Raw genomic sequence first — 19,673 nt, 5'->3', positions numbered from 1 at the left:
CAAATGGGATAGCAATATTACGAATTTAAATTGAGACGGGCTTAGCTGACCGGTTTCAAATCAAAATAGGTATTGAATATGGTTTGGCCAATCTCGTTGTTTTTAGATTGGAAATTATCCAGGTATTGATGAAGACCTGTGTCAAGGATATCATCAATCTCGGTAAATTCCACCTCGGAAAGTAATTTGGAAAGCTTCTTTTCTGCTGGATTGGAATATCCATTTTCGAATGATGTGCCCGAAATCGCATAAAGAGACGCCTCGGCTTCTTGTAGGCAATGCACCACCGAACGAGGAAAGCTTTTGTCCAGAATCAGGAACTCAACGATGTTTTTGGGGTTGATTACTTTATACTGTTGGCGAAACATGTTGTAGGCAGAATTGGATTTCAATACGGCCGACCAAAGTAAGAGGTCCAATGGGGATCCAATCGCGTCAATGTCAGGTAATAGCGTAAAATATTTTACATCCAGAAAGCGTGTGGTCTTGTCGGCCCGCTCCAATAATTTCCCCAACTGACCGAAATGCCAACCTTCGCCTCGGGTAATCGTAGAATCTACGATCCCGTAAAACAATTGACTTCCCGATTTAATTTCCTCCAAAAAACCTTGATAACGGGAAATTTCCCAGTCTTTACTTCCCTCGACGCGGTCTTTGACCTTCCAGTAGATTTGGTTGACATATTCCCACATTTCCCTGGAAATACTTTCCCGAATGGTGCGAGCATTCTCTCGGGCACTGTAAAGGCAGGATAAAATGGAGTTCGGGTTGCTTTCATCGAAGGTCATAAAATGCAAGACATTTTCTCGATTTGCCGCGGGGTAATGTTCGAAGAAATTATAATGATCTGCTGTCGCGACGATCAAAGGCTCCCATTGTTCCGGAACGTTGGGTGGTAGGTCAAGTGCTAAGTTGAAATTCACGGAAATGAAACGCGCGTAATTGTCTGCGCGTTCAATGTATCGATTCATCCAATAAATGGAGTTGGCTACACGACTTAACATAGGCTTTGTAATTTATTAAATGCTTGATTACCTGGAAGGTGATTTAAAATTAATCTTTTTTTTGAATTGGCCTTGTGGGCTTTGGGTTTATTTTGAATTGTCTTTTGATTTTGCAGATAATCCTTGAATTATTCCCATAATCGGGGGCTATTTCGTATTTTTGTTCTTTGTGAATCAAGCCTTTATTTATGTTTTATCAATACCTGATTAAACCCTTCTTTTTTCTTTTTGACCCGGAGCGTGCTCACTATTTGTTGGCCGATATTATCAAGTTTTCCATGCGAATTCCTGGCATTCCTGCACTTTTTCGTTGGATCTATGGGTATGAGCATCCCAGTTTAAAAAGAACGGTTTTTGGTATTGAATTCCCGAATCCCGTTGGTTTAGCCGCAGGATTTGATAAGAATGCTTTGTTGGTCGATGAATTTGCCAATTTAGGTTTTGGTTTCATTGAAGTGGGAACGGTTACTCCGAAGGCGCAAGCAGGAAATGATAAACCGCGTTTATTTCGTTTGCCTTCGGATGAGGCAATTATTAATCGGATGGGATTTAATAATGAAGGATTGGAGGCGATGAAGCAACGCTTAGCGGTTCGGACATCGAAGGTCATTGTGGGAGGGAATTTGGGAAAGAATAAAATTACCCCAAATGATCAGGCGGAGGAAGATTATTGCTTGGGTTTTGAAGCCTTGTACGATGTGGTTGATTATTTTGTGGTTAACGTCAGTTCGCCGAATACGCCTAATCTGAGAGCATTGCAAGAAAAGGAGCCTCTGCAACAACTATTAAACCGTTTACAAGGCTTAAATGCTGCGAAGCCGGTTCAGAAACCGATTTTATTAAAGATTGCACCGGATCTGACGAATGAGCAGTTGGATGATGTCATCGAGATTGTCTTGTCTACGGGTATCGCAGGTTTGATAGCGACGAATACGACGTTATCACGGGACGGCTTAACATCGGATCATGCACTTACTTCCCAACAAGGGGGATTGAGTGGTAAGCCGGTACGCGCGCGATCGACGGAGGTAATTGCCTATGTTCATCAGAAATCACAAGGTCAAATTCCAATCATTGGGGTAGGAGGGATACATTCTGCGGAGGATGCATTGGAGAAGTTAAAAGCGGGTGCTTCATTGGTTCAGATTTACACCGGTTTTATTTATGAGGGTCCTGCCTTAATTAAAAAAATCAATCAGGGAATTGTACAGGCGGGCCTGTAATTTTGATTTTGTAAATCGGCGTAAAAAGTCGAAATTTATATGTTTAAATATGTTTGTTCGTAGATGGCAAAGAAGATAGTTAACCCCACGAGTACCCTTCAGATTAATTTTGATAATGAAAGCCGCAAGCCAAAGACTCCTGCTGAGATTGCGTATCGTGTCCGTTTAATATTTGGTAGCTTTTTATTTCTTGTAGGTGGACTTTTGTTGTTGGCCTTTGTCTCGAGTTTCTTTGCGGGTGTAGCCGATCAAAGTGAGGTTTCCGAAGGTGTTGTGGATGTTATTTCGGGTTCTGATATTCCGGTTAAAAACTGGGCGGGCTTATTGGGAGCTAAGATTGCACATTTCTTTTTGTTTAGAACTTTTGGTTGGTCATCGCTTTTACTTGTTCCTTTATTCATTTTGTCAGGCATTAAGTTGGTATTTAAGAAGGAGATTTACCCTTTAGACCGAATGACTTGGCAAATTATCTTCTATGTTATTTGGGGGTCTTTGTTGTCTGGATTCTTTGTGTATCAGTTGGATTTACCACATTCCATCGGTGGGGGCGTTGGCTATTTTGTGAGCGAAAAATTAATTCAATTGATTGGTTATTTAGCCGTGGCGGCAATTGCTTTTGCCGGTTTGGTCTTCTTTATTCTATTTTATCAATGGAATCCAGCGAAGCCCAAAATTCAGGCTGCAGCTTCAGGAGGCGGCGTTATTACAGATGAGACCGAAGAGGAAGTGCCCTTGTTTGATGACAATGATGATTCTACTTACCATGTAGATAACGAAGATTTAGAAACCTATCGTCCGCACGTTCCTCCGGTTAAGTTAGAAGATGAAGCGGATGTGTTGCCGGCAGATTTGCCAGTGGTAGAAGAACAAATTGCGGAAGCGGCATTGGAAGAAGTAGATGAAACGCCATTCACATTTAAAGTGGCGGATGAGGATGATGCTGCTGAAGAGGTTGAGGAAACACCGGTAACGACAACTGTTCAGGCGAATGATTTGGTGGCGCAATTTGGCCTGTATGATCCGACGGCAGATTTGCCAAGTTATGTGTATCCGACGCTCGACCTGTTAAAGGAATATGATCAAAAGAATCAGACCACACAGGTGACAATGGATGAGCTGAAGGAGAATAAAGAGAAGATTGTCGAGACCTTGTTGAACTATGGTATTGGTATTCAGAAGATCGAGGCGACGATTGGGCCCACGGTAACCTTATATGAGATTGTGCCAAAGGCTGGTGTTCGTGTGAGTAAGATTACTTCCTTGGAGGATGATCTTTCGCTTTCCTTAGCGGCCATGGGTGTTCGTATTATTGGACAAATGCCGGGTAAAGGGACTATCGGTATCGAGGTAGCGAATAAGAATCGTGAGATGGTTCCAGTACGTGCGGTGATCGGTTCCGAGAAATTCCAGAAGTCGACCTTCGATTTACCAATCACTTTAGGTAAGACGATTTCAAATGAAATCTTCGTGACGGATTTGGCCAAAATGCCTCACTTATTGATGGCAGGAGCTACGGGTCAGGGTAAATCGGTAGGTTTGAATATGTTGCTCACTTCGTTGATTTACAAAAAGCATCCATCGACCTTGAAGTTCGTCTTGGTGGATCCGAAGAAAGTGGAATTATCGTTGTTCAACAAATTGGAGCGTCACTTCTTAGCTTGTTTACCGGATTCTGTGGAGGCGATTATTACGGATACGAAGAAGGTTGTTGCTACCTTGAATTCCTTGTGTAAGGAGATGGATATGCGTTACGATAAGTTGAAAGATGCAGGTTGCCGTAACATTAAAGAATACAATCAGAAATTCATCAATCGTCGATTAAATCCGAACGAGCATGACTTTATGCCGTATATCGTGTTGGTGATCGATGAGTTGGCCGACTTGATGTTGACCGCCGGTAAGGAGGTAGAACATCCGATTGCGCGTTTGGCACAATTAGCCCGTGCGATTGGTATCCACTTGGTGGTGGCTACGCAGCGACCTTCGGTTAACGTGATTACGGGTACGATTAAGGCCAACTTCCCTGCGCGTCTATCCTTTAAAGTAATGTCGAAAATCGATTCGCGTACGATTTTGGATGCGGGAGGAGCGGATCAATTAGTCGGCATGGGTGATATGCTATTATCGATGGGATCCGAGGTAATTCGTTTGCAATGCGCATTTGTTGATACGCCGGAGGTGGAAGAGATTTGTGATTTTATCGGTAACCAGAAAGGATATACGTCGGCCTATTTATTGCCAGAGCCCGATTCGGATGAAATGGGGGGTCAAGAACGTGGCGATATTGATTTAGGGGATCGGGATTCGTTCTTTGACGAAGCGGCGCGTTTGGTTGTGATGCATCAGCAGGGTAGTACTTCGTTGATTCAGCGAAAGTTGAAGTTGGGCTATAACCGTGCGGGTCGTCTAATTGACCAATTGGAAGTTGCGGGAATCGTGGGTTCATTTGGAGGTTCCAAGGCCCGGGAGGTATTGGTTAAATCGGAAACGGAATTAGAAGAAATCTTGAAAAATTTAAAATAATGAAGACATTCGTAGCATTTGTATTATTGTCCTTGCCAGTTTGGGCGCAATCGAATAAAGCGATTAGCTTGATTGATGGGATGCAAAAGAAATATAAGAGCATGGGTTCTTTCTCGGCTAATTTCACGTATCAAACGGACGGCGGAAATTCCATGAGTGGTTCTATTACCGTAAAGGGGACCAAGTTTCGATTAAAGACAGCTGGTCAGGAAATCTTTAATAATGGGAAAGAAGTGGCGACCTATATCAAGGAAATTAATGAGGTAAATATTTCTGCCTTTGATCCGGCCGATGGGGATTTGAATCCTGCCAAAATTTATACGTTTGATAAGAAAGGCTATAAGTTTACGTTGGTGAATGAATCGGGCGGCGTAGCAACCGTTGAAATGGCGCCAACGAGTAAAGCGGTTCAAGTAAAGAATGTGACGCTTAAAATCAATGTAGCGGATTTTACGGTGAAGTCCTGGACTATCCTTAACAAAGCCGGAAAGAAACAAGCGTTTAGCGTAACGAAATTAAATCCAAAGGCTGGGGTTGATGATGCGTACTTTACGTTCAACAAGAAGTCGTTTCCTGGCGTAGAGGTAAATGATTTGAGATAAATGTAGAGACGCGACACGTCGCGTCTTTTTCTTGATAGACGCGACGTATCGCGTCTGCACTATCAACATAAAAAAACATACCCGTGGTGTCGCGTAACATAGACGCGAGGTGTCGCGTCTCTACATTCAATATAAAAAAAGACGCGAGGTATCACGTCTCTACAGATGGCAAAAAAAAGGCGCGAGATTCGCGCCTTTTGTGTTTATGCTAATTCGAGTATTAATTGCTTCATGATCTCCAAGCCATCCGTATTATTTAAATCGGGATCAGCTGCTCGCTCAGGGTGAGGCATCAAACCAAACACGTTACGACCTTCGTTGCAAATACCTGCGATGTTTAATAAGCTCCCATTCGGATTTGCTTCCTCGGTTACTTTACCCTCAGCATCGCAGTAATAGAACAAGATTTGGTCATTCGCTTGCAAAGATGCCAAAGTGGCTTGATCAGCAAAATAACGACCTTCCGCATGTGCAATCGGTATTTTATAAGCTTTATTTAAGTCTAATTCTTGGGTTAAAAGCGCATTGTTGGTAGCTGCTTTTAAATAGATATTTTTTGAAATGAATTTTTGCGAGTTATTACGCAAAAGTACGCCTGGTAATAAATGTGCTTCAACCAATACTTGGAAGCCATTACAAATCCCCATTAAATAACCGCCATTTTTAGCGAATTCAATCACGTGGTCCATGATCGGTGAAAAGCGCGCAATTGCACCCGAACGTAGGTAATCTCCATACGAGAAGCCACCCGGAACGATAATGAAATCACATCCTTGTAAATCGGTATCCTTGTGCCATAATTTAACGGCCTCATGGCCTAAACTTTGAATAACGCCAACGGTGTCATCATCACAATTGGAACCCGGAAATACGATTACGCCAAATTTCATTTTTTGATTGTCTTAATTTGTTACAAAAATACAGGATTTCAGCGATTTATTTTAGCAATTCTTTGTCAAATAAATAGCGTTCTTCATCGAATTGCGGGATGTGTTTCAATTTCACTTCCTGCCATTGCGATTTCGGAATTATTTTTTCCCCTGTTTTCAGCACCAAAGGAAAATTGATTTCATCTCCTAGATTCGACCAACGGTACCGGAGGGTGTAGCTAGAGCCCGATTGATTGATCTGGTATTGTAAGTTCGGGTTTTTGACCTGATACAAATAATGCATGAATAAGGGTTTGATTGGCTTGTTGAGGTGCTTGGACCAATATTCTACCACTTCTGCCGTATTCGTGTTCTTGTGGTAAAATGCCAGACAAAATTCTCGCAGGGTTTTAAACCAAAGGGCATCATCGTTGATGATGTTTCGGAGCGTATGGAACATCCAGGTTCCTTTGAAATACATATCGGAATCAGGATGTTGGTAATTTACGTGGTAAGGGCCCGCAATCGGGAAGGCGTATCGGATGTTGTTTCGTTGGTTATTCAGGTATTTCTGTGCCTCAGCCTTTCCAAATTTCTCTTCTACGTAAATGGCTTCGGCATAGGTTCCCAAGGCCTCATGAATCCATAAGTCAGCGTGGTCAGAGCAGGAAATCGAATTTCCAAACCACTCGTGGGCTGATTCGTGAATAATGATAAAGTCAAAGCCAAACTTATTATTCTTGTAATGATTGCCATAAGCCACAGCACTTTGGTGCTCCATCCCCCAGTAGTCGGTTTCCACCAATGCATACCCATCTTTGGGGAAAGGATAGGGGCCAAAGTATTTCTCGAAAATGCGAAGCATTTCCTCGCTTTGCTCGAAATGCTTTTTAGCTATATTCTCGTTTTCTTTTAACACATAGAAATCTAAATCCAAGGACTTGCCATTCAGTTGGGTCAACTTTTTAGACCAATGCGCATAATTCGCCATGTTGATGCTGACGTTGTACAGATTGATGGGGTAACTTACCCGCCAATGGTATTCATCAGTCGTTTGATGACTTTTCTTTTCAATCATGTTTCCATTCGACACGCTAATCAATCCTTTCGGTCCTTCGATTCGAATATCCATTGATTCGGGTTCGTCGGAGGGATGATCCTTGCAGGGCCACCAAACCGAGGCGCCTAATCCCTCACAGGAAACGGTAACCCAGGGATTTCCTTGGGGGTCTTTAGTCCAGGAAAATCCACCATCCCAAGGAGGTTTTACGGCAGGCCGAGGTAATCCATGGTATTTGACAAAAACGGTTTGCTCTTGTTTCGCTGGGATTTCCTTGCCAGCTAGAATGAAGACGGCATTTCCGTCCCGACGGAAATTTACTTTTTGGCCTGCCCAACGGATTTCATCGATGACCATATTCGCGAATAGGTCCAATTGTATTTCGGATGTTTTCTGAGTTGTGATAAAGCGAATGCTGTTACTTCCTGAGATGCTTTTTTCGGACGGGTTTACGGAAACACGGAGGTCATAATGTTTGACATCAAAACAAGCTCTGGCTGGACTTAAGGTGCCACGAAGGCTGTCGGCATGACTAAATTGTTGCGCCCAAACTCCGAAGGGCAAAAGCAGGATAAGTAGTAGTTTGTAAGTCATCGATTTAATTAATGAAATTAAAGATATAAAAAAAGCTGCACCATGTGAGTGCAGCTTTTGATTGGAAGGAAAAAATCCTAGTAACGGTAGTGTTCCGGCTTGAATGGACCTGCTTGAGGTACGCCGATGTATTCCGCTTGATCTTTCTCTAATTTCTCCAATTTCGCACCGATGTGTGCTAGGTGCAAGAATGCAACCTTCTCATCTAAATGCTTTGGTAAGATGTATACTTTGTTTTCGTAATTTTTCGAATTAGCCCATAATTCCAATTGAGCTAATGTTTGATTACAGAATGAGTTTGACATCACGAAGGATGGGTGTCCCATCGCACAACCTAAATTCACCAAACGTCCTTCTGCCAATACGATGATGTTTTTGCCATCAATCGTATACATGTCAACTTGTGGTTTGATTTGATCTTTTGTCGAACCATACGTGTTGTTCAACCACTCCATGTCGATTTCATTATCGAAGTGACCGATGTTACAAACGATCGCTTTGTCTTTCATCGCTTTGAAGTGACGATCACGGATAATCTTTACATTACCTGTAGCCGTTACGAAGATGTTCGCACGCGTAGCCGCTTCATCCATCGTAACTACCTCGTAGCCATCCATTGCAGCTTGCAATGCACAGATTGGGTCGATTTCTGTTACTAAAACACGGCATCCAGCTCCACGTAATGAATCTGCAGATCCTTTACCCACGTCACCATATCCGGCAACTACCGCTACTTTACCGGCCAACATTAAATCCGTCGCGCGACGAATCGCATCCACCAAGGATTCTTTGCAACCGTATTTATTATCAAATTTCGATTTAGTTACCGAGTCATTTACGTTGATGGCTGGTAAGAACAATGTACCATTCTTCATACGCTCATACAAACGGTGAACACCGGTAGTCGTTTCTTCGGAAAGACCTTTGATGCCTGAAATTAATTCAGGATATTCATCAAAAACCATGTTTGTCAAATCACCCCCATCATCCAAAATCATATTCAAAGGTTGACGCTCCTCGCCGAAGAATAACGTTTGCTCAATACACCAGTTGAATTCTTCTTCGTTCATGCCTTTCCAAGCATACACAGGAATTCCAGCCGCTGCAATCGCTGCTGCGGCGTGATCTTGTGTAGAGAAAATATTACAAGATGACCAAGTTACATCTGCTCCTAACGCAGTTAATGTCTCGATCAAAACCGCTGTTTGGATAGTCATGTGTAAACATCCCGCGATACGCGCACCTTTCAGTGGTTGCGCCGCACCGAATTCAGCACGCAAGGCCATTAAGCCAGGCATTTCTGCTTCTGCTAATTGAATTTCTTTGCGACCCCAATCGGCCAATGCAATGTCTTTAACTTTGAACGGTACATAAGTACCTGATTGTGATGCCATTGTGTATTTTTTTTTATTTCGTATTCTTAAGAAAGTGCAAATTTAAGGCTTTATTGTGGAGCAACAAAATTTTGCAAGGAAGTTCCGAATCGCTAGGATTCTAGAAAGGGTAATACACTTTCCAATTGGATGCCGCGGGAACCTTTGACCAACAAAAAGCTATCTTTAATGGGGTTATCTTGTAACCAATTGTGTAGTCCAAATTTGTCGGGGAAGTAATAGGCTTGAGGTAAGGCTTGCAGCGCATGTTGCATGTTTGTTCCAATTAAAAGAACCTTCGCAAATTGGAATCCAGCAATCAGTCGGCCGAGTGCTGCATGTTCTTGTGCAGCCAAATCTCCCAATTCAAACATATCTCCCAAAATCACAATCTTCGGAGTGTTCTCTGTTTCAGCAAAGTGGGTAATGGCCGCTTCCATCGAAGATGGGTTGGCGTTGTAGGCATCCATTAACACTTGATTGGATCCAATTTTGATGAATTGGGAGCGATGATTGGTTGGTTGGTAAGAACGAATGCCTTGTTTACACGCTTCATCACTCAAACCAAAACTTTTACCTACGGCAATTGCCATTTGAATATTTTCAAAATTATAAATGCCAGGTAGGTGCGTTTGGACGATACTGCCATCTGCACAGGAGAAACTGACGGTTGGCTTTGCCTCAATCAATTGCGTCGGCATTGCCTCATCTGCCTGTACAAATGTTGATATACCTCGTTCTTGGCTCATCTTGTGAACGACGTTTTTGGCTTTGGGTAAAAATACCATTCCGCCATGTTTTGCTACGTAGTCGAATAATTCCCCTTTTCCTTTGATGACGCCTTCTTCACCGCCAAATCCTTCTAAGTGCGCCTTCCCGATGTTGGTAATCAAACTATGTGTCGGCTGGGCAATCTCCACCAATTCCTTGATATCCCCCTGTTTATTGGCCCCCATTTCGATCACCGCGACTTCATGATTCGCTTTGATTTGAAGGATGGAAAGGGGAACACCGATGTGGTTATTTAGATTTCCTGCCGTAGCGTAACAGTGATATTTTTGGGATAGGACTGAAAATAAGAGTTCTTTCGTGGTCGTTTTTCCGTTGGATCCCGTTAGGCCGATAATTGGAATGTTTAGTGTATTTCGGTAATCGTGTGCTAAATCTTGCAAGGCTTTGAGGCCATCTTCGACTAAAATCGTTTTATCGCCTGTGGCATAATTCGAATCATCAATGACCGCTGCTAGGGCACCTTTATCTAGGGCTTCTTTTGCAAGGGCGTTGGCATTAAAATTCGGGCCTTTAAGGGCAAAGAATAAATTACCGGTTTGAATTTTGCGTGTGTCCGTACAAACACCTGTCGAGGATAGAAAAAGATCTAAAAGAGCTGAATTTAAAATCTTCATGTTAATTTTAGCGAGCCTTTGATTTCGTGCAGGTGCAAATATCGAATGAAAAATTGTTTATTCCTTTTATTGGGCTTGATAAGTGTACAAATACAAGGGCAATCCCTTCGATTTGAGGTTTTTCAAGGTATGCCTGTCCAGCAAAATGCGAGTAAACTCCTCAATCCTTGGGCGGGTGGCATGAACTCCATGCAATACCAGAGCATGGATTTAAATGGGGATTCTGTGCTGGATGTGGTTTGTTTTGATCGGACGAGCCAACAAATTTCCCCCTTTCTTCAATCCGTTCAAGGAACTTTTCGATACGCTCCGGAATACGTTACCCAATTTCCAATGATAGAGAATTGGTTTATCCTGGTGGATTATAATCAAGATGGATGGAAGGATCTTTTTTGTGCCACGGGTGCGGGGATGAAAGTGTACCAACAAAAAATCATTCAGGGAAAGTTTAATTTTGAATTGGTCAAGAACCCGCTATATACGACAGGCTTTTCGGGTTTGGTTAATCTTTATGTGGCATCGCCCGACATACCCGTGGTGGCTGATGTGGACAATGACGGGGATGTGGATGTACTTGCCTTCGAACCCGGAGGACATTACATCGAGTTTCATGAAAATGTGTCGGTTCAAAAGACAGGTTCCGCTGGATTGCTATTTGAGAAATCCGTTACTACCTGGGGCGGAATTCTTCACAATGATTGTTTCGATATTCAAATTAATGCGAACGAATTCGTGTTGAAATCACAATCCATTCAATCCGTAGAACGGGTTTCACATGTCGGAAATGCTTTAGGCCGAACGGCCAATAATGATTTGTATTTCGGGCAGGTATCTTGTCCCAATTTATCTTTTTTGAAAAATACAGGTTCTGGCCCTAACGTAAAATACAGCCAGGTCAATACGGATTATTTATCGGGTTTAAATTTGGGGGCAGGCGTATTTTGGTCGGCCGTTCCTCTACGACTTTCCGGTCCAGAGGAAGATGTATTCGTTTCGGTGAATACGCCTGATAATGCGGGGTTCCAACAGGATTTTCAGCGATCTTCATTTTGGATTATAAACGGAAAAGCAATCCCTTTTCTTCAGGATCAGATGATTGATGTGGGAGAGAAGGCGAGCCCTTGTTTTGTTGATGTGGACCGAGATGGGGATTTAGATTTATTAATTGGACATACGGGAAATCGAAAAGGGGCGGGTATCGTTTTGTATGAAAACCAACAAGGGCTTTTGGTCTTTAAAACATCCGATTACTTTGGATTGGCGAAACGGGAGGTGTTGAATGATGTTGTTCTTCAAACCTTGGGCGAGACTATTTTATTGACTGCTCAGGGTATATCGGGACCTGTTTCGTATATGTTTGATAATCAAAAAATCAGTCCCTATTCCATTGATTTGGGTGCAGGGGAGGTACCTATTGTTTCGCCATGGGGTTTGCTCATTCATCGACGGTCTGGAAGAATTCAATTAGGGGCTAATTTGGATTGGGGACAATTGAGTCAGGAGAAATGGCAATTACGGAGTGCGCAAATCGGCGATTTAGACGGTGATGGGGAAGCTGAATTTGTAGGATTTGATACGGATGGCTTGTTGCATGTGGGGAATTATGAGGCTAATGCGAACAAGATTTCTTGGCGTTCGGTTAATTTTTCGATGCCATCGATAGGACGGAATGCAAGACTTCAGCTCGCTGATGTGTCGGGGGATGGGCGTTTGGATTTTGTAGTCGGTACGGGCGGTGGCGGTGTTCAGCTTTTTGAAAATAAGAGTACGTCAGCTGTTTGGGAGGCACAAGTTTCTCAGACTTTACAAGTTTGGCCGAATCCAAGTTCAGAAACGATTTATGTCTTATCGAACCAAAGTGGCGAATTGCAATGTTTTAATGGACTAGGACAAGAGCTTGATCGAATGAATATTCAATCTGGGATAACGTATCCATTGACTAATTCAGCCATACATTTTATTCGATTTACGGATCTTCAGGGAAAGGTAAGTACCCGAAAAATCCAACACGACTAGAAGAACTTTCCGGCACCGAGAACAATCTGGCGTAAACTCACAATGATGATGACGATTCCTACAAGAATCATCATGCTCTTGACAGGTAGTTTATTAGCCAATCTGGCTGCTATGGGAGCTGCGACTACACCACCGAGAATTAAGCCTGCGATTACCTGCCAATAACCCAAGCCAATCACCGTGAAGAAGGTAATGGAGGATGCCAAGGAAACGAAAAATTCGGTCAAATTAACGCTTCCAATGGTGTATTTGGGGTGACGCCCCGAGGCGATGAGTGTAGAGGATACGATAGGTCCCCAACCGCCACCACCGATGGAATCGAGGTAGCCACCGAAAAGTGCTAGCCAACCCACTTTCTTTAATTGGCGCTTCTCATGTCGTTTGATGAGTGCTTTTCGAATGATGATGGCACCTAAAAAGAGGGTGTAGATGGATACGATGGGTTTGATATAGCCCGCATAATCTTCCAATGATGACAGAATGTAAGCACCCAAAATGGCACCGATGACTCCTGGGATAACGAGCGTTTTAAATAATTTGGAATTGACATTGCCGAATTTCAAGTGCATATAACCTGAGACACCGGAAGTAAAAACTTCAGATGCATGGACGCTTGCGGATGCGGCGGCGGGGGTAATTCCTACGGACATAAGGAAGGTCGTCGCTGTCACTCCGTAGGCCATGCCTAAAGCCCCATCGATCATTTGGGCAATGAATCCTCCTAATACATAGTAAAGGATCGATGAATCTACCGTATTAAATACGGCAATCACCTTTTCTGCAGTCAGGTAAGTGAAAATCAAATGTCCCACAATCATCAAGGCCAAGGCATTGCTGATGTGAATAATGACTTCCGTAAAGCTACGTTCACGCTTCCAAATAATATTGATGGCTTTTAACAAGCTAGGGAATTTGGATTTGGGTGGCGTCGATTCGGATGGTGTGGACATGGTTTTCTTAATTATCCTACAAAACTAATAGACTTAACTTAATCTACCAATAAAGTAGAGTAAATATTTTTTCGACAAAATCGTGTAAATTGCATCCCCTTTTGAAAAATAAACAATTTATATGCGTTCAGAGTATCAATTTCGTGAGATAGAAAAAGCATGGCAAGGATTTTGGGAACAAAACCAAACCTTTCAAGCTCAAGTGAATCCCAACAAGCCCAAGTATTATGTCTTGGATATGTTTCCTTATCCTTCGGGAGCGGGTCTTCACGTCGGTCATCCGCTGGGTTACATTGCTTCTGATATTATGGCGCGTTATAAGCGTTTACAAGGTTTTGAGGTATTGCACCCGATGGGATTTGATTCCTTTGGATTGCCGGCTGAACAATATGCGATTCAGACAGGTCAACATCCCGCGATTACGACAGAACAAAATATTACCCGTTACATCGAGCAATTGAAAAACATGGGTTTTTCATTCGACTGGTCGCGTGAGGTACGTACTTCGGATCCATCTTACTACAAATGGACGCAATGGATCTTTATGCAATTGTTCAATTCCTGGTATAATCAGTCCTCAGATAAAGCGGAATCGATCGATACCTTGAAAGCTATTTTGGCTTCTCAGGGTTCCATTGGGTTGAAAGCGGTTTGTGATGAGGATGTAGAGCGTATTTCAGCGGATCGTTGGAATGCCATGAGTGAAGAGGAGCAATATGCGTATTTGTTGAATTTCCGTTTGGCATATTTGGATGATTCGGTGGTCAATTGGTGTCCTCAATTGGGTACGGTTTTAGCCAACGATGAGGTTAAAGATGGTCTTTCGGAGCGTGGAGGGTATCGCGTGGAGCAGAAAAAGATGCGTCAATGGTCGATGCGCATCACGGCTTACGCTGATCGTTTATTGCGTGGATTGGATGAGGTAGATTGGTCGGATTCATTGAAAGAACAACAACGCAATTGGATTGGTAAATCCATTGGAACGGATGTGGAGTTTGAAATTGAGGGAATTGCAGATAAGAAAATTAAGGTCTTTACCACCCGTGTGGATACCATTTATGGGGTTTCCTTTATGGTGTTGGCACCAGAGCATGAATGGGTAGCCGAGTTGACGAAGCCTGAGCAACAAGCGGATGTGGATGCTTATATTACTTGGACGAAATCACGTTCGGAATTGGATCGCGTATCGGAAGTAAAAACAGTTTCGGGTGTATTTACAGGAACGTATGTGATTAATCCATTGAATAATGAGCGGGTTCCTTTATTTCTAGCCGATTACGTTTTGGCGGGTTATGGTACGGGTGCTGTGATGGGGGTTCCGTCGGGCGACCAACGCGATTGGAACTTTGCGAAACATTTTGATTTGCCTATTCCGGCGATTTTGGATGCCCAAAAGGATATTGAAAAACAAGCGGATAATACCAAGGAGGGGAAATACATCAACTCAGGTATGATCAATGGCATGGGATACAAAGAGGCCACGGAAACCTTGATTCAATGGTTGGAGGAACGTGGGATCGGAAAAGGGAAAGTTCAGTATCGTATGCGAAATGCGGTATTTTCCCGTCAGCGTTATTGGGGTGAACCGGTTCCGGTTTACTTTAAGCCAGCAGCAAATGGCCAATTATTGCCTTATTTGATTCAAGAGTCGGAATTGCCATTGGAGTTGCCGAAGATTGATAAGTATTTACCAACTGAAACGGGCGAACCACCTTTGGGTCGTGCAGCTGATTCCTGGAAATATCAGGGACAATACGATTACGAGTGGTCGACTATGCCAGGATGGGCAGGATCCTCTTGGTATTGGTACCGTTACATGGATGCACAAAATGATTCAGCATTTGCCTCAAAAGAGTCGGTGAATTATTGGAAGGCTGTTGATTTATACATTGGCGGCTCCGAGCATGCGACGGGTCACTTGTTGTATTCTCGTTTTTGGAATAAATTCTTGAAGGATTTAGGTTACGTGGCGGAGGAAGAATTTGCGAAAAAATTGATCAACCAAGGAATGATTCAAGGTCGGTCCAATTTCGTGTATCGCGTGAAGAATTCGGATCCAGTCACTTTTGTTTCACATGGTTTGAAGGACCAATACGATGTGGCGGCCCTGCACGTGGATGTGAATATTGTGGAGAATGATGTGATGGATGTGGAAGAGTTTAAGCGTTCTCGTAATGATGTACCTTCGGATGCGCAATTCATTTTAGAAGATGGCAAGTACATTTGTGGCTGGGAAGTGGAGAAGATGTCCAAGTCGAAGTTCAATGTCGTTAACCCAGATGACTTAATTGCCAAATACGGCGCGGATACGCTTCGCGTGTATGAGATGTTTTTAGGGCCATTGGAGCAATTCAAGCCTTGGAATACGAATTCGATTTCGGGATCCCACAATTTCTTGCGTAAAGTTTGGCGTTTGTTTTTCGATGAGCAGGCCCAGAAATCAATTTTAATAGATGCGCCTGCAACGCCAGAGGAATTAAAAGTGTTGCATACGGCCATCCGAAAGGTTCAAGATGATTTGGAGCGATATTCGTTTAACACGGTCGTTTCTACACTCATGATTTGCGTGAATGATTTGGGGCAATTGAAGTGCCACAAGAAATCTGTTCTTCGCGAATTGGTCTTATTGCTTTCTCCGTACGCACCTCATATGGCCGAGGAGCTTTGGGTAGCATTAGGAGAGGAGGCAGGATCGATTTCGCATGCGAGCTTCCCGGTATTTAATCCGGAATTCTTGGTTGAGAATGAGTTTAATTATCCAATCTCCTTTAATGGCAAGGTAAAGTTAACGCTGGCCTTTTCTGCATCAGCCACACCGGCTGAAGTGGAGGCAGGAGTATTGGCCAACGATCAGGTACAAAAACATTTGGAAGGCAAAACCCCTTCCAAGGTCATTGTAGTACCCAAACGAATTGTCAACATTGTTTTAGGAAAATAGATTTCAAGGGCCGAGGAATCGGCCCTTTTTATTTCAGAATAATTAGTTCGACGATTTTGATTAAGGTCAAGCTGAAGGTAATTAAACCGAGAGTCCAGCGGATATTGGTTCGGATTGCTTTTTCGATGCTTGCTAGTAATTTAGCTTCTAATGTTTCAAATTTGGCTTCTAATGCTTCAAATCGAGCTTCAAGCGCAAGAAATCTACCTTCCAGATGATGAAATTTACTTTCTAGTCCAATAAAATCTAATCGTAATTGTGCTACATCCGCGGCTATTGTATCGATTCGCTCATCTAAATGATTGATTTGGACAAATGCCGACTTGATTAATAAGGTATTTACATCTTGTTCTGATAGCGCCTCTCCATTTGAAAATTTGTTTTCTATGAACTGAATTTTCGGCTGAATCATTTCCAATAACTGATTATCAATTTTCGTATTCTTCTTCATATGGCGGGCTAGGTTTGATGATACAAATTTCGCCCGGAGAAATACCTTTTCCTATTCAAAAAATGACTAATTGGATGATTATCAATGAATTGATTTAATCCATTCGCGGATGAGTGCGACACCTTCTTTATGAATTTTACTCCGACCTAATTCAGGCATCATAATGCCGGGATCATGGGAGTCCATTCGATAAAGTAAGATACTTTCGGAGGGTTTGCCGGGTACAATGTCGTAGTTTAATCCGCCGGAACCCCGACCAGCCGCTACGGGTGATTTCATGATTCCATAGGCCGTTGAGCCATAATAGGTATGCCCCAGAAATAAACCCGAGCTTTTCGCCGGTCCTTTCGGATTATGGCAATGCGCACAATTGATATCCAAGTATGCTTTCACGCGTTCAGTCAGGGAAGCGCTTTCATCGAGATAAGAAACGAAGGCAGGTCGATTGCCACTTAAACCTTTCATTTGATTCGTCCGACTCCAATACTCCAATTGGTTTTCAGCACCATGAGCATAGGTCATCGTCGAATTCATTTGTCGGGCCGAAGGTCCAATCGGCGTCATTTCACCATCCCTTTCATGGCATCCTTTGCATTGATTGACATTGGGAACGACGTAATTGACCTGCTGCTTTTTACCATTAGCGTCCTTGTACTCCACTAAACTCGTACCTCCCGCGACTTCCAAATAAGCCTCTGTCTGTTCCTCATTCCATATGTAAGGCAATGCCACCCAGCCCGTGGTTTCATGGCTTAATACGCGTGTCTCCATTAATCTTCGGCCCTCATTCGGGTGACGTTCATCGGTCGGGTAGTAAAAGGTCTTCACAATTCGAGTTCCTACCGGAAATTGGAATACTGAATCCGGGTTGTAATTCACCGATTGCCCCGAGGGCATTTGAATGAATCGCAACTTACTTGCATAATCAGAAAATAGGGGAGATACTAATTCGTAGGGCGTAACACCATTGGCCGGTTTTTGGTCTTGCGGCTTACCTTCAAAAAATCCATAATCGGATAATTTGGCCGGGAATTTAGGGCCCGGTTGGTAGGACATCAAAGCCAATAAGACGAAAAATCCCCAGTAACGCATACCTAGAATTGATTCGATTTGACATACTCCTGAACACAATCCAAATCAGTTGGATTACGTTGAATGTTTTTAAAGTCGTGCTCCGCATCCATATTGGCTACCGACTGGTTTACATTATCATGCACACAGATTTTATGAGGGCCTAAATATTTTCCATCTGTTCCGCAACGCGCCGCATCTAAAACACCGTCATAGACGATATGCGGTACATTCCGACCAAATCGTAATTTAAAGCGATAGATTTGAGCAAATCGACCCTCCAAAGGCACGCGACCTAATCGACGTTGAAAGGTATTATTGAAGACCGAAATGGCCGTCGGATAGGGGTCGTACTCCTTATCCTTAATCGCAATTTCCGCCATGAAATAGGAGATAATCCCTACGCCCACCGTTCGATGGTTCAAGATTTTGTTATCGTAAATATCCACATGACTCGTTGCGAGAATGAGCATGCCCGTTCCTTTAGGAACCTTACCCACGATATTTCCCTTCGGGGCAAAATTGGATAAGTTATTCTCTTCAATCAAATTATCATGCACCTTCACAAAGCCTCCCTTTTTTTGAATCAAGTCGGGCAGATCGAAAACCAGTATTCCCCCCGTATTCCCATAGGCATGGTTATGATGTACATCCGCATACAAGGAATTTTCAATTTCAATTCCTGCAACGTTTTGGTATGCCGTACAATTTTTCACCTCGATGTGTTGAGATTGACCCACATAAATACCCGCGTCGGACGCTCCAATCGCCACACAGCTATCGATGAGGATATTTGTACATAGGACAGGATACATGGCATAAGAGCCATTCTGCGATTTGGGACTTCCTGTCCATTCGGCTTTTATCCGACGGAAAATAATGTCTTTGACATGCATCGTCTTGATTAAATCCCCCTTCGAATCCTGTACGGTTAAATCCTCTAGAATGATATTCTCACAATTGGTGATCTTAATACCCTCCGCTCCCGTCGTTTGATTTTTAAAACTCAATACTGTCTTATCCATTCCCTTACCGCGAATGGTGATCTTTTTCTTACCTTCCAATGATAGGCTGCCCTTAATTTGAAAATTACCCTCTTCCAATTCAATCACATCCCCATCGGAGGCTAAAATGAATTGGGTTTGAAGAGCCTTTTCAAATGGGGCTTGTCCCATTAAAGGAAAAAGCCCCATCCAACAAAAAAAGAATAGCAAATATTTCATCTGTCTAGTTACGTGGAGGACCTCCGCCCGGGCGCATTTGCGATTGCATGGTCTTGTATTTCTCTAATTGCTCAGGTGTTAAAATTGCCTTCAAAGCCTCTTGTTGGCCCTCATTGATTTTCTTCATTTCTCCCATCATCTCCTCGCGATCCATTCCCGCTTGACGGAATTCCATCATCTTTTCGATGCGCGTCATGATTAAGGGCTCGATTTTATCCTCTTGTTCTTTGGTCAATTTCAATTCGGAACTCATGCGGTTCAATTGATTCATCGCCATTTCCTGCGGGCTTGGCATTTGCGCATGTGCCGCTTTAGCTGTTCCCATCAGGGCAACAACCAGAGCGATCGTTTTAAAGATTTTTTTCATTGT

The 19,673-nt window shown here is 43.1% G+C and carries 15 protein-coding genes; 5 read left to right on the top strand and 10 right to left on the bottom strand.

The genetic code is table 11. The features are described from left to right. Positions 1-41: 41 nt before the first annotated feature. A complete protein-coding gene (locus tag ACMH5P_RS03950) occupies positions 42-1,004 on the bottom strand; it encodes an alpha-E domain-containing protein (protein ID WP_459493022.1) in 963 nt (320 codons plus the stop codon). A gap of 188 nt (positions 1,005-1,192) precedes the next feature. On the opposite strand from ACMH5P_RS03950, the gene ACMH5P_RS03945 reads away from it, so the two are divergent. The 3 genes from ACMH5P_RS03945 to ACMH5P_RS03935 all read left to right on the top strand — a co-directional run bounded on the left by ACMH5P_RS03945 (position 1,193) and on the right by ACMH5P_RS03935 (position 5,352). Then, entirely contained in the window at positions 1,193-2,227 is a 1,035-nt protein-coding gene (locus ACMH5P_RS03945) for a quinone-dependent dihydroorotate dehydrogenase (RefSeq protein WP_459493021.1), read from the top strand. Positions 2,228-2,290: 63 nt separating this feature from the next. Further along, positions 2,291-4,750 (top strand): FtsK/SpoIIIE family DNA translocase, encoded by a 2,460-nt coding sequence (locus ACMH5P_RS03940; protein WP_459493020.1) that lies wholly within the window; start codon positions 2,291-2,293, stop codon positions 4,748-4,750. Beyond that, a complete protein-coding gene (locus tag ACMH5P_RS03935) occupies positions 4,750-5,352 on the top strand; it encodes a LolA family protein (RefSeq protein ID WP_459493019.1) in 603 nt (200 codons plus the stop codon). The genes ACMH5P_RS03940 and ACMH5P_RS03935 overlap by 1 nt, the downstream gene beginning before the upstream one ends. Before the next feature lie 203 nt (positions 5,353-5,555). Here ACMH5P_RS03935 and purQ read toward each other — a convergent pair whose 3' ends face one another. From purQ to ACMH5P_RS03915, 4 genes are all read right to left on the bottom strand, one after another. After that, the gene (purQ, locus tag ACMH5P_RS03930; protein WP_459493018.1) at positions 5,556-6,242 is read right to left on the bottom strand and encodes a phosphoribosylformylglycinamidine synthase I; all 687 of its coding nucleotides are present in this window, start codon (positions 6,240-6,242) and stop codon (positions 5,556-5,558) included. A 46-nt stretch (positions 6,243-6,288) separates the two neighbouring features. Beyond that, positions 6,289-7,875: a M1 family metallopeptidase gene (locus tag ACMH5P_RS03925; protein WP_459493017.1), complete on the bottom strand. Its 1,587-nt coding sequence runs from the start codon at positions 7,873-7,875 to the stop codon at positions 6,289-6,291. Positions 7,876-7,952: 77 nt separating this feature from the next. After that, a complete protein-coding gene (gene ahcY, locus ACMH5P_RS03920) occupies positions 7,953-9,269 on the bottom strand; it encodes an adenosylhomocysteinase (protein ID WP_459493016.1) in 1,317 nt (438 codons plus the stop codon). A 92-nt stretch (positions 9,270-9,361) separates the two neighbouring features. Continuing rightward, on the bottom strand, positions 9,362-10,654 hold the full coding sequence (locus ACMH5P_RS03915; protein ID WP_459493015.1) for a UDP-N-acetylmuramoyl-tripeptide--D-alanyl-D-alanine ligase: 1,293 nt from the start codon (positions 10,652-10,654) through the stop codon (positions 9,362-9,364). Positions 10,655-10,699: 45 nt separating this feature from the next. Here ACMH5P_RS03915 and ACMH5P_RS03910 point away from each other — a divergent pair, with 45 nt between their 5' ends. Then, positions 10,700-12,670 (top strand): FG-GAP repeat domain-containing protein, encoded by a 1,971-nt coding sequence (locus tag ACMH5P_RS03910; RefSeq protein ID WP_459493014.1) that lies wholly within the window; start codon positions 10,700-10,702, stop codon positions 12,668-12,670. Here the strand turns inward: ACMH5P_RS03910 and ACMH5P_RS03905 are convergent. After that, entirely contained in the window at positions 12,667-13,620 is a 954-nt protein-coding gene (locus ACMH5P_RS03905) for a sulfite exporter TauE/SafE family protein (RefSeq protein ID WP_459493013.1), read from the bottom strand. The genes ACMH5P_RS03910 and ACMH5P_RS03905 overlap by 4 nt on opposite strands. Positions 13,621-13,741: 121 nt before the next feature. Here ACMH5P_RS03905 and leuS point away from each other — a divergent pair, with 121 nt between their 5' ends. Further along, complete coding sequence (gene leuS / locus ACMH5P_RS03900) at positions 13,742-16,558, top strand: leucine--tRNA ligase (RefSeq protein ID WP_459493012.1); 2,817 nt, start codon at positions 13,742-13,744, stop codon at positions 16,556-16,558. A 28-nt stretch (positions 16,559-16,586) separates the two neighbouring features. On the opposite strand, the gene ACMH5P_RS03895 is transcribed toward leuS, so the two are convergent. From ACMH5P_RS03895 to ACMH5P_RS03880, 4 genes are all read right to left on the bottom strand, one after another. Then, entirely contained in the window at positions 16,587-17,009 is a 423-nt protein-coding gene (locus tag ACMH5P_RS03895) for a hypothetical protein (RefSeq protein WP_459493011.1), read from the bottom strand. 81 nt (positions 17,010-17,090) lie between these two features. After that, positions 17,091-18,101: an SO2930 family diheme c-type cytochrome gene (locus tag ACMH5P_RS03890; RefSeq protein WP_459493010.1), complete on the bottom strand. Its 1,011-nt coding sequence runs from the start codon at positions 18,099-18,101 to the stop codon at positions 17,091-17,093. A gap of 2 nt (positions 18,102-18,103) precedes the next feature. Beyond that, a complete protein-coding gene (locus ACMH5P_RS03885; protein WP_459493009.1) occupies positions 18,104-19,303 on the bottom strand; it encodes a parallel beta-helix domain-containing protein in 1,200 nt (399 codons plus the stop codon). Positions 19,304-19,307: 4 nt separating this feature from the next. Next, positions 19,308-19,670, bottom strand: a complete 363-nt coding sequence (locus tag ACMH5P_RS03880) for a hypothetical protein (protein ID WP_459493008.1) — start codon at positions 19,668-19,670, stop codon at positions 19,308-19,310. Positions 19,671-19,673: the final 3 nt, after the last annotated feature.

This window comes from Aquirufa sp. 5-AUSEE-100C1 (genome assembly GCF_054558655.1).
This window is presented reverse-complemented; position numbering and strand designations above follow the sequence as displayed.

What these genes read in the sequence shown, in the direction of transcription:
- ACMH5P_RS03950 (WP_459493022.1), bottom strand. Translation starts at nt 1,004, where the DNA reads ATGTTAAGTCGTGTAGCCAACTCCATTTATTGGATGAATCGATACATT.
- ACMH5P_RS03945 (WP_459493021.1), top strand. Translation starts at nt 1,193, where the DNA reads ATGTTTTATCAATACCTGATTAAACCCTTCTTTTTTCTTTTTGACCCG.
- ACMH5P_RS03940 (WP_459493020.1), top strand. Translation starts at nt 2,291, where the DNA reads ATGGCAAAGAAGATAGTTAACCCCACGAGTACCCTTCAGATTAATTTT.
- ACMH5P_RS03935 (WP_459493019.1), top strand. Translation starts at nt 4,750, where the DNA reads ATGAAGACATTCGTAGCATTTGTATTATTGTCCTTGCCAGTTTGGGCG.
- purQ (WP_459493018.1), bottom strand. Translation starts at nt 6,242, where the DNA reads ATGAAATTTGGCGTAATCGTATTTCCGGGTTCCAATTGTGATGATGAC.
- ACMH5P_RS03925 (WP_459493017.1), bottom strand. Translation starts at nt 7,875, where the DNA reads ATGACTTACAAACTACTACTTATCCTGCTTTTGCCCTTCGGAGTTTGG.
- ahcY (WP_459493016.1), bottom strand. Translation starts at nt 9,269, where the DNA reads ATGGCATCACAATCAGGTACTTATGTACCGTTCAAAGTTAAAGACATT.
- ACMH5P_RS03915 (WP_459493015.1), bottom strand. Translation starts at nt 10,654, where the DNA reads ATGAAGATTTTAAATTCAGCTCTTTTAGATCTTTTTCTATCCTCGACA.
- ACMH5P_RS03910 (WP_459493014.1), top strand. Translation starts at nt 10,700, where the DNA reads ATGAAAAATTGTTTATTCCTTTTATTGGGCTTGATAAGTGTACAAATA.
- ACMH5P_RS03905 (WP_459493013.1), bottom strand. Translation starts at nt 13,620, where the DNA reads ATGTCCACACCATCCGAATCGACGCCACCCAAATCCAAATTCCCTAGC.
- leuS (WP_459493012.1), top strand. Translation starts at nt 13,742, where the DNA reads ATGCGTTCAGAGTATCAATTTCGTGAGATAGAAAAAGCATGGCAAGGA.
- ACMH5P_RS03895 (WP_459493011.1), bottom strand. Translation starts at nt 17,009, where the DNA reads ATGAAGAAGAATACGAAAATTGATAATCAGTTATTGGAAATGATTCAG.
- ACMH5P_RS03890 (WP_459493010.1), bottom strand. Translation starts at nt 18,101, where the DNA reads ATGCGTTACTGGGGATTTTTCGTCTTATTGGCTTTGATGTCCTACCAA.
- ACMH5P_RS03885 (WP_459493009.1), bottom strand. Translation starts at nt 19,303, where the DNA reads ATGAAATATTTGCTATTCTTTTTTTGTTGGATGGGGCTTTTTCCTTTA.
- ACMH5P_RS03880 (WP_459493008.1), bottom strand. Translation starts at nt 19,670, where the DNA reads ATGAAAAAAATCTTTAAAACGATCGCTCTGGTTGTTGCCCTGATGGGA.